The following is a 23,169-nucleotide window of genomic DNA, read 5'->3' as shown; positions in this document are numbered from 1 at the left end:
TCCATCATTGCCGGCCAAATCCCCCCGGCGTCGGCGTCGTCAGGATGATGGCGTCTCCGGCCTGCAGCACAGTTTGGTCGCAGGCTTTCAGCAGGTCGATCGTGCCGTCCTTGCGGCGGATTTTGGTCGAGCCGACCTCGCCATCGCTGCCTCCGTCCAGCCCCTTGGGAGGCCGGTTGCGGTGCGAGGACAGGATCGCGCATTCCATTTTTTCGAGGAAGCGGATGGTGCGTTTGGTGCCGTCGCCGGCGCTCCATTTGCCCTTGCCGCCGGAATCTTCCCGAATGTGGAAATCCTCGAGCAGCACGGGAAAGCGCAGCTCCAGCACTTCCGGGTCGGTGAGGCGCGAATTGGTCATGTGGGTGTGGACGCCGGAAGTGCCGGCAAAGCCGCGGCCGGAGTTCATCCGGCCGGCCGGCGAGCCGGAGCAGATCGTCTCGTAATATTGATACGTCTTGTTGCCGAAGGTCAGGTTGTTCATCGTGCCTTGCGCGTTGGCCATGGCGCCCATGGCGCCGAACAGTGCGTTGGTGACATGCTGCGAGGTCTCGACATTGCCGGCAACGACGGCGGCGGGGTAGGCGGGTTTCAGCATGCAGCCATCGGGAATGATGATGTTGATTGGCCGCAGGCACCCGGCATTCATCGGGATCATGTCCTCGACCATGACGCGGAAGGCATAGAGCACGGCGGCTCGGGCGACCGGCTCGGGCGCGTTGAAATTGTTCTTCATCACCGGCGAGGTGCCGGTGAAGTCGACGGTCGCCTCGCGCTTTTGCCGGTCGACCGTGATCTTCACCTTGATGATCTGGCCGGTGTCGGTCGGGTATTCGTACTGCGAACTATCGGGCAGCCGCTCCAGCACGCGGCGCACGCTTTCGGCGGCATTGTCCTGAACATGGCCCATATAGGCCTCGACGACATCGAGGCCGAAATGCGTGACCATCTTGCGCAGTTCGGCTACGCCCTTCTCGTTGGCGGCGATCTGCGCCTTGAGGTCGGCGATGTTCTGGTGCGGATTGCGGGCCGGATAGCGGTGGTCGGTGAGCAGCGTTTCCAGCTCCTTCTCGCGGAATTTTCCGCGGTCGACGATGCGGAAATTGTCGAACAGCACGCCTTCCTCGTCGACCGTGGTGGCGAGCGGTGTCATCGAGCCGGGTGCCGTGCCGCCGATATCGGCATGATGGCCGCGCGAGGCGGCCCAGAACAGGATTTTATCCTGGGCATCGTCGAAGACCGGCGTCACGACAGTGATGTCGGGCAGATGCGTGCCGCCATTGTAGGGCGCGTTGAGGGCAAAGACGTCGCCGGGGTGGATGTCGCCGGAATTCAGCCGGATGATGGTTTCGACCGACCGGTCCATCGAGCCCAGATGCACCGGCATGTGCGGCGCATTGGCGACCAGCGCGCCATGGCGGTCGAAGACGGCGCAGGAGAAATCCAGCCGTTCCTTGATGTTGACGGAATAGGCGGTGTTCTGCAGCGTCACGCCCATCTGCTCTGCGATCGACATGAAGAGGTTGTTGAAGACCTCCAGCATGACCGGATCGGCCTCGGTGCCGAGCGCTGCCTGCCGGCGCTTTTTCTCGACACGGCGCAGGAGCACATGGTTCCTGGCGGTGATTTCGGCCTGCCAGCCCGGCTCGATGACGATTGTCTGGTTCGGCTCGATAATCAAGGCAGGTCCGGCAACCCTGTTTCCCGGCTTCAGCGCCTCGCGGCGGAAGATGGGTGACGTACGCCACTCTCCCTCGGTGAAGATTTCGCGGGTTTGCGAAGGGCTTACGGCAAGGTCTTCGGTTTGCGATTCAGTTTCGTCGCGGCCGGTGCCGCCGGTATCGGTGCCCTCGACGCCGACGGTCTCGACGATCATCGGCTTGTCGTCATAGACGAAACCGAACTGTGCCTTGTGGGCGATTTCAAAATCGCGCCTGGCCTGGAAAATCGAATCCGCCTCGAAATTCACCGGCAGGGTCGTGTCGGTGCCGTCATAGCGAATGTGCAGCACCGGCTTCGTGGCGACCGTATCCTCGCCGATGCCTTGCGCCGCGAGTTCGGCGATGACGGCTTCTCTCAAGATGGCAATGAGGCTGCCGATCTCTGTTCTGGACTCTTCGGCAAGCGGCTTCAGCAGCGCCTGCTGGCGCGAGGCAAAGACCGAGGACAGGCCGATACCATAGGCCGACAGCAGACCTGAGAAGGGATGGATCAGCACCGCTTCCATGCCGAGCGCATCGGCGACCAGGCAAGCGTGCTGGCCGCCGGCGCCGCCAAAACAGTTCAAGAGATATTCGGTGACGTCGTAGCCGCGCTGGACGGAGATCTTCTTGACGGCATTGGCCATGTTCTCCACGGCGATGGTGACGAACCCTTCGGCGACAGTCTCGGGCGACCGGCCATCGCCGATTTCAGCGGCGAGCGCGGAGAATTTTTCGCGCACCGTCTCGACATCGAGCGGCTGGTCCTGGCCGGGCCCAAAAATCGCCGGGAAGAAATCGGGCTGCAGCTTGCCCAGCATGACGTTGGCGTCGGTGACGGCGAGCGGGCCGCCGCGCCGGTAGGCGGCCGGGCCGGGATTGGCGCCAGCGGAATCCGGCCCGGCCCGGAAGCGGCCGGCCTCGTAATGCAGGATCGAGCCGCCGCCGGCGGCGACGGTGTGGATGCGCATCATCGGCGCGCGGATGCGCACGCCGGCCACCTCGGTGTCGAAGGCGCGTTCGTATTCGCCGTCATAGTGGGCGACGTCGGTGGAGGTGCCGCCCATGTCGAAGCCGATGACCTTGTCGAAGCCGGCGAGCCTGGCTGTCTCGACCATGCCGACGACGCCACCGGCGGGCCCCGACAGCAGTGCGTCCTTGCCCTGGAACATGTCGGCGGCGGTGAGACCGCCCGACGACATCATGAACATGAGGCGGGGCGATTGGCCGATCTCCCCCACGAGGGGGGAGATCGGCGCCGCGCCCAACTCTCCCGCCACCCTTTGCACGTAGCGCGACAGGATTGGCGACAGATAGGCATCGACCACCGCGGTGTCGCCGCGGCCGACCAGCTTGATCAATGGCGAGACCTCATGGCTGACCGAGACTTGGGCGAAACCAAGTTTGCGGCAGACTTTCGCCACAGCCTTCTCGTGGTCAGGGTATTTCCAGGCGTGCATGAAGACGATGGCGACCGCATCGATGCCATCGGCCCTGGCCTGTTCGATCGCCGGCCGGCAGGCGGCGATGTCGAGCAATTGTTCGACGCCGCCATCGGCGCGCACACGCTCGTTGATTTCGATGACCCGCTCGTACAGCTGTTCGGGAAGGATGATCTCCTTGGCGAAGATGTCCGGACGCGCCTGATAGGCGATCTTCAGCGCATCACGAAAGCCCTTGGTGATGAGCAAAAGCACGCGGTCGCCCTTGCGCTCCAGCAGCGCATTGGTGGCGACCGTGGTGCCCATCTTGATGTCGCCGATCAGGCCGCTTGGGATCGTGTCTCCGGACGACAAGCCAAGAAGATCGCGAATGCCCTGGATGGCAGCATCGTTATAGGCTTCGGGGTTTTCGGAGAGAAGCTTGCGCGGGTGCAGCCCGCCTTCCGGATCTCGGCCGATGACATCGGTGAATGTGCCGCCGCGGTCGATCCAGAAATCCCATTTTTCGGTCATGACAGCCCCTGGCGCTTTTCCGTTCGATCGGTGGTTCGGCACATTCTGTTAGTGCGCCACGGCCTGAGCGGCAATCGCAAATGGACCAGACGATGTTACATCTCGAAACGCAACGTTACGAAACTCATGGTCGTCTGGCGCATTTGTCCTTCGACCGCTCACGGCAACGTGAGCGTGTGTTGAAGGAGAGACAAAATGAAAAAGCTCATTCTCGCGTCCGTTTCCGGTTTGGCCTTGCTTGGCGTCGCCGCCTGCAGTGACAGCGGTACGGATAATACCACCACCCAGAGCACCAATCCGCCGGCCGCCGAGGAACCGATGAAGCCGGCCACCCCGGAAGCCACGCCGCCGGCCGCGACGCCTCCGGCAACGGATAATTCGACCACGAAGAGCATCACACCCGAGAAGCCTGCCGAGCCGGCTCCGGCAACACCAGCGCCCGCGCAGTAGCGAGCAAGCAGTACTTCGTGTGATGAATGAGAAAGGCCGGCTCGCGCCGGCCTTCCTCACATTGTCCGAGCGCCGTGGCTAATCCCCTCTTGCGCGTCGGATCGATTTGTCGCGCAAGGCCTGCGGCACTGTCCCGGCTTGATAGGAGGGGGCGGTGGCTCTAAGAAGCAGGCATGTCGATTTGGGATCGCCTCGGCGAATTCATCACCCGCGTTTCATCCTCAGCCTCGTCGGGTGTCGCCGACGTGGTCGAGGCGGTGCGCACGGTTTTCGCCGGCGATGCGGATTTGCGCCGGCGTGTCGCCTTTTCGGTGGCGATGATCGCGCTGTCGGCCAAGATGGCCAAGGCCGACGGCATCGTCACCCAGGACGAGGTGCGCGCCTTCCAGGAAATATTCGAAGTGCCGCCGAAGGAGACGCGCAATGTGGCGCGGCTGTTCGATCTCGCCCAGCGCGACGTGGCCGGTTTCGAGACCTATGCCGAGCGGATGGCGCAGATGTGCGGTTCCGGGCATTCCAATTGCGTGATGCTGGAAGACATACTCGACGGTCTGTTCCACATCGCCAAGGCCGACGGGCTGGTGCACGAGCACGAAGGGCTCTTCCTGCACCGCATCGCCGAGATTTTCCGCATCGACGAAGCGCATTACGAGGCCATCATGGCGCGGCACGTCAATCTCGGCGCCGGGGATCCCTATGTCGTGCTCGGCATCGAGCGCGGCAAGCCGTTCGAAGAGGTCAGGAAACGCTATCGCAAGCTGGTTTCCGACAATCATCCCGACCGGCTGATCGCGCGCGGCCTGCCTCAGGAATTCATCAAGATCGCGACCTCCAGGGTGGCCGCGATCAATGCCGCCTATGAGATGATCGAGCGGGGCCTGCGCCACGCATGAGCGGCTTTCTGCCCGACGAGCCACGTGCCGAAGTCAGGGTATCGCCGAATTTCGGCCCGCGGCGCGAGACGCCCAGGCCTGACATGATCGTGCTGCACTACACCGGTATGGCGACCGGCGCCGGGGCCGAGGCCTGGCTTTGCGACCCGGCCAGCGAGGTCTCGTCACATTATCTCGTCCACGAGAATGGCCATATCGTGCAGATGGTCAGGGAAAGCGACCGCGCCTGGCATGCCGGCAAGAGTTCGTGGTTCGGACGGGCCGACATCAATTCCTGTTCGGTCGGCATAGAGATCGTCAATCCGGGGCATTCGCTGGGCTATCCCGGTTTTCCCCGGCGGCAGATCGATGCGGTGATCGGGCTGTGCCGGGGGATCGCCGGTCGGCATTCGATCGCCGCCGAGCGGGTACTCGCGCATTCCGATGTTGCGCCGGGGCGCAAAATCGATCCCGGCGAGAAGTTTCCGTGGCGGACGCTGTTCGAGGTCGGTGTCGGCCATCTCGTTGCGGCCGCACCCGTCAGGCGAGGCGCCACTCTGACAACCGGCGATACCGGCGGCGATGTCGAGGCGTTGCAGTCGATGCTGGCCCTCTACGGCTATGGCGTTGAAATATCCGGCGTTTTCGACCGGCAGACGGAGGCGGTGGTCGAAGCCTTCCAACGGCATTTCCGGCCGCGCAAGGTGGACGGCGTTGCCGACGGCTCGACGCTGCGGACGCTGCAAAGGCTGCTTGCTTCCGTGAGGCGCTGACCCCTTGGGAGGCCTCTCTCAAGCAATTCTTTCCCATCCTTAAGTTACAAGCTGTCACTCAAAGTGACTTGCCTGGCCTTGTTTGACACCAATTCGGGCGTCAAACGGCTGACGTGTAGATGTCGGACCCCAAGCCCCCCGGGTTGTTCCGACGTTGGTTAGGCGTTGCTGCGCGAACATCTTCGCGCGGTTCAGACAGAACAGGATCACATGCAGAAATTTACCGTTTTAACGGCAGCTCTTGCTGCCGGTGTAATGACTTTTGCCTTCAGTGCGGCGCATGCAGCATCATTCAGCCCGCGGGCCGATCAAGGGTTTCCCGTGGTATCCGCGAAAAGCGGCAAGGCAGGCCACGACGCCAAGGCAACAAAGCGGGCTTCCGCCAAAGCGGAGACGAAGCGGGCTTCCGCGAAAATGGAAAAAGCAAGCTGGTCCAAGCCGAAGAAGTCCGCCAGAAAGCAGACGAAGCGTGGCCGAAAGACCATCGACATGACGAGAACAGCGTCGATCGGAGTCCAGAACGCGGCGGCATCGACGGCGGCGGTGGCCAGCAGTGGGCAGTATTCCGCTATCGTTGCCCGCTATGCGGCGATCGAAGGCGTGCCGGTGTCGCTCGCCACGGCGGTCATCAAGATCGAAAGCAACTACCGGCCCAACATCGTCGGCAGCGCCGGCGAGATCGGCCTGATGCAGATCAAGCCGGCCACAGCTCGGATGATGGGCTATAGCGGCTCCGCCAAGGGCCTGTTCGATCCCGACACCAACATCAAATACGGCATGAAATACCTTGCCATGGCGCGCAGCCTCGGCGGCGGCACGACCTGCGGCACGATCCTCAAATACAATGCCGGCCACGCCGCAACGCGGATGAACCCGGTGTCGGCAGCCTATTGCGGCAAGGTCAAGGTGCAGATGGCTGCGCTTGGATCGCCCGCATAAATCTGCTTTTTCGTTTGCGTTTTCGGGCGTGAACCCCTTTATACGCTCTGCCAGCTGGCTGGGCGGCCGCACCCGCAAACGCCGAAAGGCCGCGGGTGAGGAAAGTCCGGGCTCCATGGAAACACGGTGCCGGTTAATGGCCGGCGGGGGCGACCCCAGGGAAAGTGCCACAGAAAGCAAACCGCCACGATCCGGCTTGCCGGATTCGGGGCAAGGGTGAAAGGGTGGGGTAAGAGCCCACCGCGCGACTGGCAACAGGAGCGGCACGGTAAACCCCACCGGGAGCAAGACCGAATAGGGGCGGTGCGAGGGGAAACCCTCGAGGGCTGTTTCCGGCTCACCGTCCGGGTAGGTTGCGCGAGGCGCATGGCAACATGCGCCCAAGATGAATGGCCGCCACGTTCTCGTCCCGCAAGGGGCGGGGGCCATACAGAACCCGGCTTACAGGCCAGCTGGCAATTCTCTCCCGATATCAAGAGAAGGCTCTTGAGATCAGCAGGTTGCGCCCTCGGGCGCGCCTGTTGATTCAAGCTTGTTCGGCCATTCATCCATACGAGTGAGGACGGCCATTGCTTGAAACTGGTGCGATTAAATCGTACCATGATCGAGAAATGGTATCGGGAGTCTCTCATGGGACAGGTTGACAAACGCAGCATCACGCTGTCGCCGGAACTGGCGCAGGCGGTGGACGATGTCGTCGCCGCTGGCGAATATGCGTCGGCCAGCGAAGTGATCCGCGATGCGCTGCGGCAATGGAAGGACCGCCGCGACCTCTTCGGCTATACGCTCGATGAGTTGCGCAAGCTGGTGCAGGAGGGGATAGACAGCGGGCCTGGACGATTTGCGTCGATGGATGAAATCAAGGCCGAGGCGCGGAGACGCTTGCGATCTGACGACGCAGCATGAATTCGCTGCCCATCGTCCGGAACGCGCGCGCAGAAGACGATTTGATCGCGATCTGGCTTCATGTTGCACGCGATAGCGAGGTCGCAGCGGATAGGTTGCTCGATCGCATCGAGGCACGGTGGCAGCAACTGGAGACCTATCCCTTCTCCGGCGCGCCGCGCGATGACATCGCGCCCGGCATCCGTCATCTGCTCGTTGGCGACTATCTCACCTTGTATCGTGTAGGTGACGACGCGATCGAGATCATTCGTGTACTGCACGGCCATCGCAACATAGAAGCCGACGATCTCGGCCCGGGATCGGTCCGGTCAGCCGCTGATCTTGTCCAGTGACGCCTCGATCGCCTTCCAAAGCTCTTCCACCGGCTCGCAGCCGACCGAGAGGCGAACGAAGCCGGCAGGGACAGCATCGCCTCGCTTCAAGCGCCGCTCGGCGGAGGTGTGGACGCCGCCGAAGGATGTCGCGGCCTGCATCAGGTCGCAATTGTTGATGAAATCCTCGGCCTTGTTCTCCGAGGCGAGCTCGAAAGAAATGAGAAAGCCGAAGCGCTCCATCTGGGCGCGGGCAAGGTTGTGCGACGGATCGCCTTCCAGTCCGGGATAACGCAGGCCGCTGATTGCCCGGTGGCCCTGCAGCCGCCGCGCGATGACTTCCGCCGAGGAACACATGCGATCGAAGCGCACATCCAGTGTCTCCAGGCCGCGATGCACCAGCCAGGCTTCGAACGGTCCGGGAATGCTGCCGGAAACTTCGCGCCAGCCGGTCACGGCGGCTATGATATCGGCATTGCGGCTGGCCACATGGCCGAACAGCACGTCGGAGTGGCCATTGGGTGCCTTGGTGTCGGCGGCAACGACGATATCGGCGCCATGGTCGAGCGGCCGTTGGCCGAAGGGTGTCATGGTCGTGTTGTCGACGACAAGGATCGCGCCGGCTTTGTGAACAGCATCGGCAACGGCGGCGATATCGCAGATATCCAGCCCCGGATTGGCAGGGGTTTCGACAAACGCCAGCCGACAGCCATCGAAGCCGCCATCGAGGAAAGTCGAGGTCGGCCTGACGTCGTAGGTGATGCCGAGCGGCTTGAGGAAACGATCGGCCAAAGCCCGCGTCGTGTGATAACCGTCGGAAGGCAGCAGGATACGGTCGCCAGTTTTGAGCACGGCAAAGAACGCCGCCGAGATTGCCGCCATTCCTGAAGGGAACCCGACGCAAGGCGCGTCCTCCAGATGAGCCAGCATATGTTCGACCGCGTCCCAGGTCGGGTTGCTGAAACGCCCGTACTGGTTGAAACCGGTGGCGTCGCCGGGCGCATGAAAAATGGCGGCCATGGTCAGGGGCAGGGGAATGGAATCGCCCATGGCAAACCCGCTGCGACGCAGATGGGGAAGCGCTGCAGCGCGTGACTTTGCTGTTTCAGACATCGAATTTCCAACCCTGTTTGCGACCGACGAGATGCGGCGAGACGCTATGCCCGGCAGCGGTTCGCGGCAAGGCGCGTCCGGTTGGGCCAGACGGCTCTAAACGCTTCGTTAGGCTTAATAGACCATAAAGACGAGACGTGTCGTCGAGGCTGCTCTCATTGGTCGCGGCGCGCGTGTTTGTGAAGTCCATTCCCGTTGACGCCCATAGTGCCCCATGATATCCCATCTAGACATCAAAGCCTTCGTTCCGTGTCAGGGTAAAGCGTACGCCAATCGGGCAGCCGCGGCGGCTGTGCGTTTGCCGGTTTTTGCCCGTGCGGACGAGGCTGATACGGGGCAGGGAGCGCGCTGCGGCGGCGCGTTCGACAAGATGGAGAGGGGTGCGGCGGCGCAAGCGGCTGTAGCGTTTAATGGACCGGTTTCTGTCAAACTCGGTGAGCAGGATCGATGCGAAGGGGCGGGTGTCCGTTCCCGCGCATTTCCGTGCCGTCGTGCAGAAGCGCGGCTATTCGGAACTCTATGCGCTGCGCTGCCTGGACCTGCCGGCGATGGATGTCGGCGGGCTCGACCTGCTCGACCGCTACGAGCAGCGCATAGCGCTCGAGGATCCCTTCCTGCAGACGGCGGACGATATGTCGTTCTTCTGCCATGGCGACGGAGCCTTCTTGAAACTCGACCAGGACGGCCGCATCACGATGAGCGATTTCCTTCGCGAACACACCGGCATTTCGGCGGAAGTGGCCTTTGTCGGGCGCGGCAACTTCTTTCAGATCTGGGAGCCGGGACGGCTTGCCGCCTATGGGGCGCAGGCGCGGGTACGGCTTTTGCAGCTTCGGCAGGGGACGAAGCCTGGGGAGCGACCGGAATGACGGCAGGCCACGGCGATGACCTTCCTCACGCCGTAGGTGGGCACGCCGTTGGCGGATCGGCCCGCCACATTCCGGTCCTCCTTGCCGAAGTGCTCGAAGCGCTGGCGCCGGCTGAAGGCGACATCATCATCGACGGCACGTTCGGCGCTGGCGGCTACACCAGGGCCATTCTGGCGCCGGGCGCCTCCGTGGTGGCGATCGACCGCGATCCGGATGCGATCGCGGCCGGGCGCGATCTGGAAGCGCAGTCGGGCGGCCGGCTGCGGCTGGTGCAGGCGCCGTTCTCGACGCTGGACGAGCATGTCGAGAGCGCCGACGGGATCGTGCTCGACATCGGTGTGTCCTCGATGCAGCTCGACCAGGCCGAGCGCGGGTTTTCGTTCCGCGCCGACGGGCCGCTCGACATGCGCATGGCGCAATCGGGCCTCAGCGCCGCCGACGTCGTCAATTCCTTCAAGCCAGGCGACCTTGCCCGTATCTTCGGATTCCTCGGCGAGGAGCGTCATGCCGGGCGCATCGCCCGCATGATCGAGGCTCGCCGCGAAAAGCGCCCGTTCGAGCGCACGCTGGAACTCGCCGATGCTATCGAGACGCATATCGGCCGGGCGCCGAAGGACAAGATCCATCCGGCGACGCGCGTCTTCCAGGCGCTGCGCATTTTCGTCAACGACGAGCTTGGCGAACTGGCCAAGGCCCTGTTCGCGGCCGAACGCGCGCTGAAGCCGGGCGGTCGGCTCGCCGTGGTGACGTTCCATTCGCTGGAAGACCGCATCGTCAAGCGCTTCATCGCCGACCGGGCCGATGTTGCGACCGGCTCGCGTCACCTGCCCGAGGCGCATGCGCGCATCGCGACGTTCCGCAAGGCGGGCGGCGGCGTGACGGCCGGCGACGCCGAGGTGGCGGCCAATCCGCGCGCCCGTTCGGCCAGGCTGCGCGCGGCGATCCGCACCGAGGCCTCGGTGCGCGGCAGTGATTTTTCGATTTTCGGCCTTCCAAAGCTTCCCGGTATCGACCGGCCGGGGGAGAGGTAACACGTGTTTCGTACCAGCGACATTGTCCTGATCGCCGTCATGGTTGCGGTCGCGGCCCTTACCTACAAGGCCAAGCGCGAGGCCGAGGAACAATTGGCTTCGGTGCAGAAGATCCATGCGCAGATACGCTATGAGGAGGACACGATCGACCTGCTGAAGGCCGACTGGAGCCTGCTTACCCAGCCGTCGCGGCTGCAGAAGCTCGCCGAACTCTACAAGTCGCAGCTCGAACTCGAGCCGGTCAGCGCCCGCCAGATAGGCGGCATCGGCGACCTGCCGGCCAAATCCCTGGACATCCAGGACATCCTGAACGGACGCCAGGGTGGTATGGCCGACAATTCCGGTCAAGCGCCTTCGGACAGTAAGGATCCCGTCGTGACCGGAGGCATCGCCCGATGATCGGCAAACTGCTGAAGCGTCGCGCCAGGACGAGTGAAGATGGATCGATCGTGGTCGAGGGCGCCCGCAAGGCGACCGGCGGCAAGGGCAGGACGCGCATCGTCATGACGATGGCGGTGTTCTTCGGTATCTTCTCGACCATATCAGGGCGGCTGGTCTATCTCGGCTTCCAGACCCCCGACATGTCGGGCGGTCCGCAGAGCCGGGTGACGGCATCGCGGCCCGACATCGTCGACCGCAACGGCGAAGTGCTGGCCACGGACATCAAGACGGCGTCGCTGTTTGCAGAGCCGCGCCGCATTGTCGACGCCGACGAGGCGATCGAGAAGCTGTCGACGGTGCTTCCGGACATCGACTATGAGCAGACCTACCACAAGCTGAAGAGCGGCGCCGGTTTCGTCTGGCTGCAGCGGCAGCTGACGCCCAAGCAACAGTCCGACATCATGCAGCTCGGCATTCCCGGTTTCGGCTTCCGTACCGAAAAGCGCCGCTTCTATCCGAGCGGCGAGACCTCGTCCTACATTGTCGGCCTCACCAACATCGACAACCAGGGCATCTCCGGCATGGAGAAATATGTCGACGAGCAAGGCTTGAGCGATCTGCAGGCATCGGGCCTTGCCATTGCCAAGGATCTCAAGCCGGTAAAGCTTTCGATCGATCTGCGCGTGCAGCATGTCGTGCGCGACGAGATCGCCGCCGGCCTGGAGCGCTATCGTGCCATGGGCGCCGGCGCCGTCGTGCTCAACGTCAAGACCGGCGAAGTGGTGGCGATGGCCTCGGTGCCGGATTTCGATCCGAACAATCCCTACAATGCACAGGACAAGGACCGGCTGAATCGCATGTCGGCGGGCCTCTACGAGATGGGCTCGACCTTCAAGAGCTTCACCTCAGCCATGGCGCTCGATTCCGGCAAGGCGACGATGGCGAGCCGCTTCGATGCTTCGCATCCAATCCGGGTCGGCCATCAGGCCATTCACGATTTCCACGGCAAGAACCGTGTGCTGTCCTTGCCGGAGGTGTTCCTCTATTCGTCCAACATCGGATCGGCCAGGGAAGCCGAGATGGTCGGCATCGAAGGGCATCGCGAATTCCTGCATCGCCTTGGCCTTCTGGACAGGATGCAGACCGAATTGCCGGAGACTGCCCGTCCGACTGAACCGAAGGTCTGGAAACAGGTCAATTCATTCACCATCGCCTTCGGCCACGGTGTGTCGACGACGCCGCTGCAAGCGGCTGTGGGCTGCGCGGCGTTGATGAATGGCGGCTTCCTGATGAACCCTACCTTTTTGGTGCGTACGCAGGCGGAAGCGATGGCCACAGCCAAGAAAGTGGTGAGCGAAAAGACCGTCGAAGGCATGCGCTACCTCTATTCGCTCAATGCTGAGAAGGGCTCTGCCCGAAACGCCAGAGTCCCCGGCTACCGCGTTGGCGGCAAGACCGGAACGGCGGAGAAGGTCGTCAATGGCCGCTACTCGAAGGACTTGAATTTCAACACCTTCGTTGCCGCCTTCCCGATGGACGATCCACAGTATCTGGTGTTTACCATTGCCGATGCCCCGCACCCGGAAAAGCCCGGCATGACGGATGTCGCGGCCGCGAATGCCGGGGTTATGGCCGGCAATATCATCAGGCGTTCAGCTGCCATGCTTGGCGTGAAGCCAGATTTCAGCCATGAAAATGGTGCAACGCTGGTTTCCTATCAGTGATTCTTAGGGCGCGCCGGCAACAGCGCGCTATTTTGTTGCGGTGAACGGGACTCGATGAAGCTCAGAGATCTAGCCGGTATCCTGCCCGTCGAGGGAATAGCTTCCGTCGATCTGGAGGTTACAGGGATTTCTTCGGATTCCCGCCAGGTAAAAGCGGGTGTTGTCTTCTTTGCGCTCGCGGGAACCAAGGCCGACGGTGCCGTTTATGCCGCCGATGCCGCCGCGCGCGGTGCGGCCGCGATCGTGGCGGGCAAGGGCAGCACCATCGCCGGGCTTCCTGTGCCGGTGCTGGCGGTCGACGATCCGCGCCTGGCGCTGGCGCTGAGTGCGGCACGCTATTTCGGCAATCAGCCTGAGATCATGGTCGCGGTGACCGGCACCAGCGGCAAGACCTCGGTCGCCGCCTTCACCAGGCAGATCTGGGAGCAGGCCGGTTATGCCGCCGCTTCTATCGGCACCACCGGCGTGGTGGCGCCTGGGCGCAACGACTATGGCTCGCTGACGACGCCCGATCCGGTCGCCTTGCATCAATTGCTGCGGGAATTGGCGGATGCCGGCGTCACCCACGCCTCGATGGAAGCCTCCAGCCATGGGCTCGACCAGCGCCGTCTCGACGGCGTGAGGCTGGCGGCCGGCGGCTTCACCAATCTCGGCCGCGACCATATGGACTATCATCCGACCATCGAGGACTATCACCGCGCCAAATTGCGCCTGTTCGACGCCCTGCTGCCGAAGGGTGCGCCGGCCGTCATCTTCGCCGACGATCCGTGGTCGGCACCGACGATTCAGGCAGCACAGGCTGCCGGGCTCAATGTGCTGACGGTTGGCCGCCATGGCGATTTCCTCAGGCTGAAGCGGGTCGAGCACGAGCGCCATCGCCAGCGGGCCGAGGTCGAGGCCGATGGCGTGCTCTACGAGATCGACCTGCCGCTGGCCGGTGATTTCCAGATTTCGAACGCGCTGGTTTCGGCGGGTCTTGCCATTTCCACGGGAACACCTGTCGCCAAGGCCTTGATGGCGTTGGAGAAACTGAAGGGCGCGCCGGGCCGGCTCGACCTCGTCGGCACCACCGCCAATGGCGCGCCCGTCTATGTCGATTATGCCCACAAGCCCGATGCGCTCGAAAACGTGCTGTCCTCGGTGCGCCCATTCACCACCGGCCGCGTCATCGTCGTCTTCGGCTGTGGCGGCGACCGCGACCGCGGCAAGCGACCGATCATGGGCGAGATTGCGACGCGGCTTGCAGATGTCGTCATCGTCACCGACGACAATCCGCGCTCGGAAGTGCCGGAAACGATCCGCGCCGCTATTTTGGCCGCTGCCCCCGGTGCCATCGAGATCGGCGACCGGCGCCAGGCGATCCACGACGCGGTCGCCATGCTGCATGCCGGCGACACGCTGATCGTGGCCGGCAAGGGCCATGAGGAGGGCCAGACGATCGGCTCCGAGACCTTGCATTTCTCCGATCACGAGGAAGTCCGCGCGGCACTCACGGAGCGTGCCGCATGAGCTTGCTGTGGACCTCCGAGGCGCTGGTTGCCGCCATGGACGGGCGGCCGCTCGGGCCGATGCCGGAAGGCATTTCAGGCATTTCGATCGACAGCCGCAGCCTGCAGCCGGGTGACGCCTTCTTCGCCATCAAGGGCGAGGCGATGGACGGCCATGACTTCGCAACATCAGCCATCAAGGCTGGCGCCGGCGTGCTGGTGGTGGCCGAAGGCAAGCTGCCGTCGCTCGGCCGGCTGACAGCGCCGATCATCGTCGTCGAGGATGTGCTGGTCGCACTGGAAAAGCTTGGCGTTGCGTCGCGCGCCCGCTCGAGCGCGAAAATCATCGCTGTGACCGGTTCGGCCGGCAAGACCACGACCAAGGAAGCGCTGCGCCATGTGCTGCAAGCCGTCGGCAAGGTGCATGCCTCGGCGCAGTCCTTCAACAATCACTGGGGCGTGCCGCTGACCTTGGCGCGCATGCCTGATGATTGCGACTACGCCGTATTCGAGATCGGCATGAACCATCCCGACGAGATCCGTCCGCTGGTCAAGATGGTGAGGCCGCATGTCGCCATCGTCACCATGATCGCGGCCGCCCACCTTGGCTTCTTCCGCAATCTGGACGAGATCGCCAAGGCCAAGGCCGAGATTTTCGAGGGGCTGGAGCCTGAGGGGGCCGCCGTCCTCAACCGCGACGATGCGCGCTTCAAGCTGCTTGACAAGATGGCGCATGCCGCCGGTGTCGAGCACGTCTACGGCTTCGGCGAGAATGCACGCTCTACCTTCAAGCTCACCAAATGCGAACTGCATGCGGATCATTCCGACATCGCCGCCCGGATCGGCGGTCACGAAGTGCTGGCGCGGATCGGCGCGCCCGGCCGCCATATGGTGCAGAACGTGCTGGCGGTGCTGGGTGCGGCGCATCTGGTCGGCGCCGATCTCGACAAGGTGGCTTCAGCACTGGCCGATCTCTCCGCCGAACGCGGACGCGGCAAGCGCCATGTGCTGCGCCACCCCGGTGGCTCGATTTCGAGTCACCCCGGTGGCTCGACTTCGAACCACCCAGGCGGACTGATCACGCTGATCGACGAAAGCTACAACGCCAATCCGGCGTCGATGGCTGCTGCCATGGCATTGCTCAACGCGACGCCGGTGACGGGCGAGGGCCGCCGCATCGCCGTGCTCGGCGATATGCTCGAACTTGGCGACCACTCGGCCAAGCTGCATGCAGCCCTTGCCGATCTCATCGTAGGCACGGGCACGCAGACCGTCTTTCTCGGCGGCCCGGAAATGCGGGTGCTGGCCGAAGCGCTGCCGGCTGAGATCAAGACGGAATACCGCGCCGGTGTCGAGGAACTGAAGCCGGTGCTGCTTGCCGCGCTGAAGCCGGGCGACGTGGTGATGATCAAATCGTCGAAGGGCATCGGTTTTGCAAAACTGGTCGATGCGCTGCTGGGCAAATTCCCGGCTGAATCGACAGCCAGAAAACAGACCTAGGTCGGGGGACGAAAAGCGCATGTTCACACTGCTCGTCGATTTTGCGGACAAGGTCTCGGTCTTCAACGTCTTCCGCTACATCACCTTCCGCACCGGCGGGGCGCTGATCACGTCGGCGCTGATCGTCTTCATCTTCGGGCCGACCATCATCAATTCGCTGCGGCTGCGGCAAGGCAAGGGCCAGCCGATCCGAGCCGACGGACCGCAGACGCATTTCAAGAAGGCCGGCACGCCGACCATGGGCGGACTGATGATCCTGTCGGGCATCATCGGCTCGTCGCTTCTGTGGGCCAACCTGTCGAGCATCTATGTCTGGGTGGTGCTGCTGGTGACGCTGGGCTTCGGCTCGATCGGCTTCTACGACGACTATCTGAAGGTGACCAAACAGTCGCATCTCGGCTTTTCCGGCAAGGCACGCCTTGCGCTTGAATTTGTCATTGCCGGCATCGCCGCCTGGGTGATCATGCACAATGGCCAGGCGCCGTTCTCTTCTTCGCTGACATTTCCCTTCGCCAAGGAATTCATCGTCAATCTCGGCTGGTTCTTCATCCCGTTCTCCTGCTTCGTCATCGTCGGAGCAGGCAATGCTGTGAACCTCACCGACGGCCTGGACGGACTGGCGATCGTGCCGATCATGATCGCGGCGGCCTCCTTCGGCGTCATCGCCTATCTCTCGGGCAATGCGGTGTTCGCTGAATATCTGCAGATCCATTTCGTGCCCGGCACCGGTGAACTGGCGGTCGTGCTCGGCGCGGTCATCGGCGCCGGCCTCGGCTTCCTCTGGTTCAACGCGCCGCCTGCGGCGATCTTCATGGGCGACACCGGCTCGCTGGCCATGGGCGGCCTGATCGGCACGGTCGCCGTCGCCACCAAGCACGAGATCGTGCTGGTCATCGTCGGCGGATTGTTTGTCGTCGAAATCCTGTCGGTCATCATCCAGGTCGGCTACTTCAAGATGACCGGCAAGCGGGTGTTCCTGATGGCGCCGATCCACCATCATTTCGAAAAGCTCGGCTGGACCGAAAGCCAGGTGGTGATCCGCTTCTGGATCATCGCCGTCATCCTGGCGCTGGTCGGCCTGTCGACCCTCAAGCTGAGATAGGAAGCCCTTTGATCCCCGCCGCATCCTTTTCAGGCAAGCGCGTTTCGCTCTTCGGGCTCGGTGGCTCGGGGATTGCGACGGCGCGCGCGCTGATCGAGGGCGGCGCGGACGTGCTGGCCTGGGACGACAATCCCGACAGCGTGGCCAAGGCCGCCGTTGCCGGTATCGCGACCGCTGATTTGCGCGGCGCCGACTGGACGAAATTCTCGGCTTTCGTGCTGTCGCCAGGCGTGCCGCTGACGCATCCCAAGCCGCATTGGACGGTGGAGCTGGCGCGCGGTTCAGGCGTCGAGATCATCGGCGACGTCGAGCTTTTCTGCCGCGAGCGGATGCTGAGCGCGCCGACATCGCCTTTCATCGCCATCACCGGCACCAACGGCAAGTCGACGACCACCGCGCTGACCGCGCATATCCTGAAGGCCGCGGGACGCGACACCCAGATGGGCGGCAATATCGGCCGCGCGGTGATGACGCTCGATCCGCCCGAGCCCGATCGGCACTATGTGGTCGAATGCTCGTCTTACCAGATCGACCTCGCGCCCTCGATCAATCCGACGGCGGGCATCCTGCTCAACCTGACGCCCGATCATCTCGACCGCCACGGCACCATGCAGCACTACGCCGCGATCAAGGAGCGGCTGGTGGCCGGCAGCGAGACGGCGATCGTCGGCATCGACGATTCCTGGTGCGCGCAGATCGCCGAGCGGCTGGAGCGGGCGGGCCGGCCTGTCATCCGCATTTCCAAGCGGCTGCCGCTGACCGATGGCTATTTCGCCGATGGCGGCAATTTGATGGAAGCGGTGCACGGCCGTTACAGCCGTGTCGCCTTCCTCGAAGGCATCGGCTCGTTGCGTGGCCAGCACAATGCCCAGAACGCTCTGGCGGCGGTCGCCGCTTGCCTCAAGGTCGGGCTTGAGCTTGGCGAAATCCAGTCCGGGCTGGAAAGCTTTCCCGGCCTCGCGCATCGCATGGAGCAAGTCGGCCGCAAGGACCATGTGCTGTTCATCAACGATTCCAAGGCGACCAACGCCGATGCGGCAGCACCCGCGCTATCCAGCTTTACGCGCATCTACTGGATCGCCGGCGGCCTGCCCAAGGAAGGCGGCATCGAGCCGTTGCGCGGCTTCTTTCCGCGCATCGCCAAGGCCTATCTTATCGGCGAGGCCGCGCCGGCCTTTTCGGCGACGCTGGGGGAGGCGGTGCCTTACGAGATTTCCGGCACGCTGGCCGCGGCGGTCGAGCACGCCGCGCATGATGCGGCCAAGGACGACAGCGGCGAGGCGGTAGTGCTGCTGTCGCCGGCCTGCGCCAGCTTCGACCAGTTCAAGAATTTCGAAGTCCGCGGCGAAGCCTTCAGGCAAGCTGCGAATGCTATCGAGGGTGTGAAACCCATCGGAGGGGCACGATAATGCAGAGCCGTCTCGACAAAAGTCCGGTTGCGACCTGGTGGTGGACGATCGATCGCTGGTTCCTGGCGGCGTTCCTGTCGCTGATGGGGCTTGGCATCGTCTTGTCCTTCGCCGCCAGCCCGGCGGTGGCCGAACGCATCGGCCTCGACAGTTTCCACTTCGCCACCAGGCAGATCATCTTCACCGTGCCGGCGCTCGGCGTGATGCTGGCCGTCTCCTTCCTCGATTCCAGGCAGATCCGGCGCATGGCGCTGATCATGCTGTGCCTGATGCTGGTGCTGATGGTGGCGGTGCTCTACATCGGCGTCGAGGTGAAGGGCGCGCGCCGCTGGGTGTCGCTTGCCGGCCTGTCGATCCAGCCGTCGGAATTCCTGAAGCCGGCCTTCGTCATCATGTGCGCCTGGCTTTTCGCCGAACACAAGCGCCAGCCCGACATTCCGGGCAATCTTTTCGCCATGCTGCTGCTGGTGCTGGTCGTGTCGCTGCTGGTGGCGCAACCGGACCTCGGCCAGACCATGCTGACGACCGGCACCTGGGGCATCATGTTCTTCATGGCCGGGCTGCCCTGGCTGTGGATCGTTGCGCTCGGCGCGGCCGGCGTCGGCGGCGTCTTTGCCGCCTATACGGTGTTCCCGCACGTTGCCTTGCGCATCGACAAGTTCCTCACCGGCGAGGGCGACACGTTCCAGGTCGACATGGGGCGCGAAGCGCTGATCAATGGCGGCTGGTTCGGTGTCGGACCGGGCGAGGGCACCGTCAAGCGGGTCATTCCCGATAGCCATGCCGACTTCGTCTTCTCGGTCGCGGGCGAAGAGTTCGGGCTGATCATGTGCTTCTTCATCATGTCAATCTTCGCCTTCATTGTGCTGCGCGGCCTCAACACGGCGCTGAAGGAGCATGACGATTTCACCCGCTATGCGGTCGGCGGCCTCGTCACCGTGTTCGGCCTGCAGGCGGTCATCAACATGTGCGTCAACCTCCAGCTTGTGCCGGCCAAGGGTATGACGTTGCCGTTCATCTCTTATGGCGGCTCCTCGCAGATCGCCATCGCCATCTCGATGGGCATGGTGCTGGCGTTGACACGCAAGCGGCCGGAAAAACGCAAGCAGATGGGCTTTGGCTTGTCGCAGCGCGCCGTGCCGGCGGAGTGATATGGCCAGAGGCGTCATCCTTCTCGCGGCGGGCGGCACCGGTGGGCATCTTTTCCCGGCCGAGGCGCTGGCGCATGAGCTGAACGAGCGTGGCTGGTCGGTGCATCTGGCGACCGACGACCGTGCCGAGCGTTTCGCCGGCCATTTCCCGGCCGCCGCCATCCATCCGATCCAGTCGGCGACGATGGGTTCGAAAAATCCTTTTGCCCTGCTTGGCGCCTTCTGGAAAATCTGGCGCGGCGTGCGCCAGGCTTCCGCCGTCATTGCCAGGATCAAGCCGGATGCGGTCGTCGGCTTCGGTGGCTATCCGACCTTGCCGCCGCTCTACGCGGCGACACGGCGCAAGGTGCCGACACTGATCCATGAGCAGAACGCGGTGATGGGGCGCGCCAACCGGGCGCTGGCCGGCCGTGTCGACGCCATCGCCGGCGGCTTCCTGCCGCAGGACAGCAGTGCTGCCGGGGTCAAGACGGTGCCGACAGGCAATCCGGTCAGGCCGGCCGTGCTGGAAGCGGCCAGGACGGCTTATGCGGCGTCGACCGGGGAGCAGCCGTTCCGCCTGCTGGTGTTCGGCGGCAGCCAGGGCGCCCAGTTCTTTTCCGATGCCGTGCCCGGGGCTATCGCGCTGCTTTCCGATGCCCAGCGCAAGCGGCTGGTGATTACCCAACAAGCGCGCGCGGATGACGTGGCACGGGTCAAGGCGGCCTATGCCGCGCTTGGCGTCACCGTCGAGGTCTCGCCCTTCTTCACCGACATGGCGCAGCGCATGGCGGCTGCGCACCTGGTGATCTCGCGTTCCGGCGCCTCGACCGTCTCGGAGATCGCCGTCATCGGCCGGCCGGCGTTGCTGGTGCCTTACCCCTATGCGCTCGATCACGACCAGGCGGCGAACGCCGCGGCCCTTGCCGCTGCCGGCGGCGGCGAAGTGCATCCGCAATCGTCGCTCTCGCCCGAACGCATCGCAGCGCTCATTGGCGAGCTGATGGACGACCCCGATCGGCTGACGGCGATGGCGGCGGGTGCGAAATCGGCCGGCAGGCCGGACGCGGCACGGTTGCTCGCTGATCTTACAGAGGCTATTGCGTCCAAAAAAACCGTTTCGGATTTCAGGAAGGGGACGCAAGCATGAAGATGCCGCAGACCATCGGCCTTGTGCATTTCATCGGCATTGGCGGCATCGGCATGAGCGGCATTGCCGAAGTGCTGCACAATCTCGGCTACAAGGTGCAAGGGTCCGACCAGGCCGAAAGCGCCAATGTGCAGCGGCTGCGCGACAAGGGCATCGAATGCTTCGTCGGCCATAAGGCCGAGAATCTCGGCGATGCCGAGGTTGTCGTCGTCTCGACGGCGATCAAGAAATCCAACCCGGAACTCAAGGCCGCGCGCGAAAAGCTGCTGCCGATCGTGCGCCGGGCCGAAATGCTGGCCGAGCTGATGCGCTTTCGCCAGGCGGTGGCGATCGGCGGCACGCATGGCAAGACGACGACGACCTCGATGGTGGCGACCTTGCTCGATGCCGGTGGGCTCGATCCGACCGTCATCAATGGCGGCATCATCAATGCCTATGGCACCAACGCGCGCATGGGCGACGGCGAGTGGATGGTGGTCGAGGCCGACGAAAGCGACGGCACTTTCCTGAAACTGCCGGCCGAGATCGCGGTCGTCACCAACATCGATCCCGAGCATCTCGATCACTATGGCAGCTTCGACAAGGTGCGCGAGGCGTTCCGCCAGTTCGTCGAGAACGTGCCGTTCTATGGTTTTGGCGTGATGTGCACCGATCACCCCGAAGTGCAGGCCCTGGTCAGCCGCATCGAGGACCGCCGGGTCATCACCTATGGCGAGAATGCGCAGGCCGACGTGCGCTTCACCAATCACCGCATGGCAGGTGCCATTTCGGAATTCGACGTGATGATCCGCGACCGCAAGACAGGCGGCCAGACTGTCATAGCAGGCCTGCGCCTGCCGATGCCCGGCCGCCACAACGTCTCCAACGCGACGGCAGCGATCGCTGTCGCGCATGAGCTCGGCCTGTCGGCCGAGGCGATCAAGAAGGGCCTGTCGTCCTTCGCCGGCGTCAAGCGCCGCTTCACCCATACCGGTTCGTGGGACGGCGTCGAAATATTCGACGATTACGGCCACCATCCGGTCGAGATCTCGGCGGTACTGAAGGCGGCGCGCAGCGCCACCCAGGGTCGCGTCATCGCCATTGCCCAGCCGCATCGCTTCACCCGGCTGCATGATCTGTTCAACGAGTTTTCCACCTGCTTCAACGACGCCGACACGGTGATGGTGGCGCCGGTCTACGCGGCCGGCGAAGAGCCGATCGATGGCGTCAGCTCGGACGCGCTGGTGTCGCGCATCCGCGCCGGCGGTCATCGCGACGCGCGCTACATCGAGGGCCCGGCGGCGATTGCGCCCATCATCCGCGATCTGGCCAAATCAGGCGATTTCGTCGTCTTCCTTGGCGCCGGCAACATCACCCAATGGGCCTATGCGTTGCCCAAGGAGCTTGGCGGGACCGTGTCATGATGCACGGCCAGGCCCTGATCGACAGACTGGGGGACCGGCTTGCCGGCTTGCGCGGCCGCCTGACGCCGAACGCCGAGATGGACAAGATCACCTGGTTCCGTGCCGGGGGTCTGGCTGAGGTGCTGTTCCAGCCGGCCGACGAGGAAGATCTTGCGGCGTTCCTCAAAGCCGTTCCCGAGGAGATACCACTGACCGTCGTCGGCGTCGGCTCGAACCTTCTGGTTCGGGATGGTGGCATTGAGGGCTTTGTCATCCGCCTTTCGGCCAAGGGCTTCGGCGAGGCCGAGGTGATTTCGCCAATCAGGATCAAGGCGGGAGCCGCGACCCCCGACAAGCGCGTCGCAGCGGTGGCACTCGAGGCCGGCATTGGCGGCTTTCATTTCTACCACGGCATTCCGGGTGCAATCGGCGGTGCGCTGCGGATGAATGCCGGCGCCAATGGTGTCGAGACGCGCGAGCGCGTCGTCGAAGTGCGCGCGCTCGACCGCAAGGGCAATGTGCAGACGCTGAGCAATGCCGATATGGGTTACGCCTATCGCCATTCGGCGGCGCCTGCCGGGCTGATCTTCACCTCGGCCGTGTTCGAGGGCTTTGCCGAGGACCGAGCGGCGATCAAGGCGGCGATGGAGGCCGTGCAGAACCACCGCGAGACCGTGCAGCCGATCCGCGAGAAGACCGGCGGCTCGACCTTCAAGAATCCGGAAGGCACGTCAGCCTGGAAGGAGATCGACAGAGCGGGCTGCCGCGGCCTGATGATCGGCGGCGCGCAGATGTCTCCGATGCATTGCAATTTCATGATCAACACCGGAACCGCGACCGGCTACGACCTTGAATATCTCGGCGAGACGGTGCGCACGCGGGTGCTGGAGAATTCCGGTATCCGGCTGCAATGGGAAATCAAGCGCATCGGCAATTTCCGGCCGGGGCATGCGGTTCAGGAGTTTCTGGGACAGCTTCTTTAAAGCGC

20 protein-coding genes and 1 other RNA gene are annotated in these 23,169 nt (G+C 63.8%); 19 read left to right on the top strand and 2 right to left on the bottom strand.

Annotation, left to right across the window (positions count from 1 at the left end):
• Positions 1–4: 4 nt before the first annotated feature.
• Positions 5–3,652 carry a hydantoinase B/oxoprolinase family protein gene (locus tag MESCI2_RS0101230; RefSeq protein WP_027034954.1) on the bottom strand — a complete coding sequence of 1,216 codons (3,648 nt, stop codon included), beginning with the start codon at positions 3,650–3,652 and terminating at the stop codon, positions 5–7.
• Positions 3,653–3,847: 195 nt separating this feature from the next.
• Here MESCI2_RS0101230 and MESCI2_RS01000000134035 point away from each other — a divergent pair, with 195 nt between their 5' ends.
• The 7 genes from MESCI2_RS01000000134035 (at position 3,848) to MESCI2_RS01000000134030 (ending at position 7,924) form a co-directional block, all read left to right on the top strand.
• The gene (locus MESCI2_RS01000000134035) at positions 3,848–4,102 is read left to right on the top strand and encodes a hypothetical protein (protein WP_032900279.1); all 255 of its coding nucleotides are present in this window, start codon (positions 3,848–3,850) and stop codon (positions 4,100–4,102) included.
• 173 nt (positions 4,103–4,275) lie between these two features.
• Positions 4,276–4,995, top strand: coding sequence for a J domain-containing protein (locus MESCI2_RS0101220; RefSeq protein ID WP_027034952.1), 720 nt, complete (start codon positions 4,276–4,278; stop codon positions 4,993–4,995).
• The gene (locus MESCI2_RS0101215) at positions 4,992–5,747 is read left to right on the top strand and encodes an N-acetylmuramoyl-L-alanine amidase (RefSeq protein WP_027034951.1); all 756 of its coding nucleotides are present in this window, start codon (positions 4,992–4,994) and stop codon (positions 5,745–5,747) included. The genes MESCI2_RS0101220 and MESCI2_RS0101215 overlap by 4 nt, the downstream gene beginning before the upstream one ends.
• 210 nt (positions 5,748–5,957) lie before the next feature.
• Positions 5,958–6,686, top strand: a complete 729-nt coding sequence (locus MESCI2_RS0101210) for a lytic transglycosylase domain-containing protein (protein WP_027034950.1) — start codon at positions 5,958–5,960, stop codon at positions 6,684–6,686.
• 50 nt (positions 6,687–6,736) lie between these two features.
• An RNA gene (gene rnpB, locus MESCI2_RS1000000136095) (RNase P RNA component class A) lies at positions 6,737–7,146 on the top strand.
• Positions 7,147–7,316: 170 nt separating this feature from the next.
• Complete coding sequence (locus MESCI2_RS0101205; protein WP_027034949.1) at positions 7,317–7,592, top strand: type II toxin-antitoxin system ParD family antitoxin; 276 nt, start codon at positions 7,317–7,319, stop codon at positions 7,590–7,592.
• Positions 7,589–7,924, top strand: coding sequence for a type II toxin-antitoxin system RelE/ParE family toxin (locus MESCI2_RS01000000134030; protein ID WP_050596425.1), 336 nt, complete (start codon positions 7,589–7,591; stop codon positions 7,922–7,924). Before MESCI2_RS0101205 ends, MESCI2_RS01000000134030 begins: the two co-directional genes overlap by 4 nt.
• Here the strand turns inward: MESCI2_RS01000000134030 and MESCI2_RS0101195 are convergent.
• Positions 7,901–9,016, bottom strand: a complete 1,116-nt coding sequence (locus MESCI2_RS0101195; RefSeq protein ID WP_027034948.1) for a cystathionine gamma-lyase — start codon at positions 9,014–9,016, stop codon at positions 7,901–7,903. The two genes, MESCI2_RS01000000134030 and MESCI2_RS0101195, sit on opposite strands and share 24 nt — an antisense overlap.
• 410 nt (positions 9,017–9,426) lie before the next feature.
• Here MESCI2_RS0101195 and mraZ point away from each other — a divergent pair, with 410 nt between their 5' ends.
• From mraZ to murB, 12 genes are read left to right on the top strand one after another with little or no spacing between them, the layout of a single operon-like run.
• On the top strand, positions 9,427–9,885 hold the full coding sequence (gene mraZ, locus MESCI2_RS0101190; protein ID WP_027034947.1) for a division/cell wall cluster transcriptional repressor MraZ: 459 nt from the start codon (positions 9,427–9,429) through the stop codon (positions 9,883–9,885).
• Positions 9,882–10,916 carry a 16S rRNA (cytosine(1402)-N(4))-methyltransferase RsmH gene (gene rsmH / locus MESCI2_RS0101185; protein WP_027034946.1) on the top strand — a complete coding sequence of 345 codons (1,035 nt, stop codon included), beginning with the start codon at positions 9,882–9,884 and terminating at the stop codon, positions 10,914–10,916. Before mraZ ends, rsmH begins: the two co-directional genes overlap by 4 nt.
• Before the next feature lie 3 nt (positions 10,917–10,919).
• The gene (ftsL, locus tag MESCI2_RS0101180; RefSeq protein ID WP_027034945.1) at positions 10,920–11,315 is read left to right on the top strand and encodes a cell division protein FtsL; all 396 of its coding nucleotides are present in this window, start codon (positions 10,920–10,922) and stop codon (positions 11,313–11,315) included.
• On the top strand, positions 11,312–13,021 hold the full coding sequence (locus MESCI2_RS0101175) for a peptidoglycan D,D-transpeptidase FtsI family protein (RefSeq protein ID WP_027034944.1): 1,710 nt from the start codon (positions 11,312–11,314) through the stop codon (positions 13,019–13,021). The genes ftsL and MESCI2_RS0101175 overlap by 4 nt, the downstream gene beginning before the upstream one ends.
• Before the next feature lie 54 nt (positions 13,022–13,075).
• Complete coding sequence (locus MESCI2_RS0101170; RefSeq protein WP_027034943.1) at positions 13,076–14,530, top strand: UDP-N-acetylmuramoyl-L-alanyl-D-glutamate--2,6-diaminopimelate ligase; 1,455 nt, start codon at positions 13,076–13,078, stop codon at positions 14,528–14,530.
• Entirely contained in the window at positions 14,527–16,008 is a 1,482-nt protein-coding gene (locus tag MESCI2_RS0101165) for a UDP-N-acetylmuramoylalanyl-D-glutamyl-2,6-diaminopimelate--D-alanyl-D-alanine ligase (RefSeq protein ID WP_027034942.1), read from the top strand. The genes MESCI2_RS0101170 and MESCI2_RS0101165 overlap by 4 nt, the downstream gene beginning before the upstream one ends.
• Positions 16,009–16,027: 19 nt before the next feature.
• Positions 16,028–17,110 carry a phospho-N-acetylmuramoyl-pentapeptide-transferase gene (mraY, locus tag MESCI2_RS0101160; RefSeq protein WP_013530954.1) on the top strand — a complete coding sequence of 361 codons (1,083 nt, stop codon included), beginning with the start codon at positions 16,028–16,030 and terminating at the stop codon, positions 17,108–17,110.
• 8 nt (positions 17,111–17,118) lie between these two features.
• Complete coding sequence (gene murD, locus MESCI2_RS0101155; protein WP_027034941.1) at positions 17,119–18,519, top strand: UDP-N-acetylmuramoyl-L-alanine--D-glutamate ligase; 1,401 nt, start codon at positions 17,119–17,121, stop codon at positions 18,517–18,519.
• Entirely contained in the window at positions 18,519–19,670 is a 1,152-nt protein-coding gene (gene ftsW / locus MESCI2_RS0101150) for a putative lipid II flippase FtsW (protein WP_027034940.1), read from the top strand. Before murD ends, ftsW begins: the two co-directional genes overlap by 1 nt.
• Position 19,671: 1 nt before the next feature.
• The gene (gene murG / locus MESCI2_RS0101145; RefSeq protein ID WP_027034939.1) at positions 19,672–20,799 is read left to right on the top strand and encodes an undecaprenyldiphospho-muramoylpentapeptide beta-N-acetylglucosaminyltransferase; all 1,128 of its coding nucleotides are present in this window, start codon (positions 19,672–19,674) and stop codon (positions 20,797–20,799) included.
• A complete protein-coding gene (murC, locus tag MESCI2_RS0101140) occupies positions 20,796–22,202 on the top strand; it encodes a UDP-N-acetylmuramate--L-alanine ligase (RefSeq protein ID WP_027034938.1) in 1,407 nt (468 codons plus the stop codon). The genes murG and murC overlap by 4 nt, the downstream gene beginning before the upstream one ends.
• Positions 22,199–23,164, top strand: a complete 966-nt coding sequence (gene murB, locus MESCI2_RS0101135; RefSeq protein WP_027034937.1) for a UDP-N-acetylmuramate dehydrogenase — start codon at positions 22,199–22,201, stop codon at positions 23,162–23,164. The genes murC and murB overlap by 4 nt, the downstream gene beginning before the upstream one ends.
• Positions 23,165–23,169 lie beyond the last annotated feature (5 nt).

Origin of the sequence: Mesorhizobium ciceri WSM4083, from assembly GCF_000519305.1 — a bacterium.
In the GTDB taxonomy this organism is placed as follows: domain Bacteria; phylum Pseudomonadota; class Alphaproteobacteria; order Rhizobiales; family Rhizobiaceae; genus Mesorhizobium; species Mesorhizobium ciceri_B.
The sequence above is the reverse complement of the archived record's forward strand: the minus strand, read 5'-3'. Positions and strand labels throughout refer to the sequence as shown.

Bases quoted from the DNA above. Each gene is read 5' to 3' on its own strand.
- MESCI2_RS0101175 (WP_027034944.1), top strand. From the start codon at position 11,312: ATGATCGGCAAACTGCTGAAGCGTCGCGCCAGGACGAGTGAAGATGGA.
- MESCI2_RS0101170 (WP_027034943.1), top strand. From the start codon at position 13,076: ATGAAGCTCAGAGATCTAGCCGGTATCCTGCCCGTCGAGGGAATAGCT.
- murB (WP_027034937.1), top strand. From the start codon at position 22,199: ATGATGCACGGCCAGGCCCTGATCGACAGACTGGGGGACCGGCTTGCC.
- mraZ (WP_027034947.1), top strand. From the start codon at position 9,427: ATGGACCGGTTTCTGTCAAACTCGGTGAGCAGGATCGATGCGAAGGGG.
- murG (WP_027034939.1), top strand. From the start codon at position 19,672: ATGGCCAGAGGCGTCATCCTTCTCGCGGCGGGCGGCACCGGTGGGCAT.
- MESCI2_RS01000000134030 (WP_050596425.1), top strand. From the start codon at position 7,589: ATGAATTCGCTGCCCATCGTCCGGAACGCGCGCGCAGAAGACGATTTG.
- mraY (WP_013530954.1), top strand. From the start codon at position 16,028: ATGTTCACACTGCTCGTCGATTTTGCGGACAAGGTCTCGGTCTTCAAC.
- ftsW (WP_027034940.1), top strand. From the start codon at position 18,519: ATGCAGAGCCGTCTCGACAAAAGTCCGGTTGCGACCTGGTGGTGGACG.
- murC (WP_027034938.1), top strand. From the start codon at position 20,796: ATGAAGATGCCGCAGACCATCGGCCTTGTGCATTTCATCGGCATTGGC.
- MESCI2_RS0101210 (WP_027034950.1), top strand. From the start codon at position 5,958: ATGCAGAAATTTACCGTTTTAACGGCAGCTCTTGCTGCCGGTGTAATG.
- MESCI2_RS0101165 (WP_027034942.1), top strand. From the start codon at position 14,527: ATGAGCTTGCTGTGGACCTCCGAGGCGCTGGTTGCCGCCATGGACGGG.
- MESCI2_RS0101195 (WP_027034948.1), bottom strand. From the start codon at position 9,016: ATGTCTGAAACAGCAAAGTCACGCGCTGCAGCGCTTCCCCATCTGCGT.
- rsmH (WP_027034946.1), top strand. From the start codon at position 9,882: ATGACGGCAGGCCACGGCGATGACCTTCCTCACGCCGTAGGTGGGCAC.
- MESCI2_RS0101220 (WP_027034952.1), top strand. From the start codon at position 4,276: ATGTCGATTTGGGATCGCCTCGGCGAATTCATCACCCGCGTTTCATCC.
- MESCI2_RS0101230 (WP_027034954.1), bottom strand. From the start codon at position 3,652: ATGACCGAAAAATGGGATTTCTGGATCGACCGCGGCGGCACATTCACC.
- MESCI2_RS0101205 (WP_027034949.1), top strand. From the start codon at position 7,317: ATGGGACAGGTTGACAAACGCAGCATCACGCTGTCGCCGGAACTGGCG.
- MESCI2_RS0101215 (WP_027034951.1), top strand. From the start codon at position 4,992: ATGAGCGGCTTTCTGCCCGACGAGCCACGTGCCGAAGTCAGGGTATCG.
- MESCI2_RS01000000134035 (WP_032900279.1), top strand. From the start codon at position 3,848: ATGAAAAAGCTCATTCTCGCGTCCGTTTCCGGTTTGGCCTTGCTTGGC.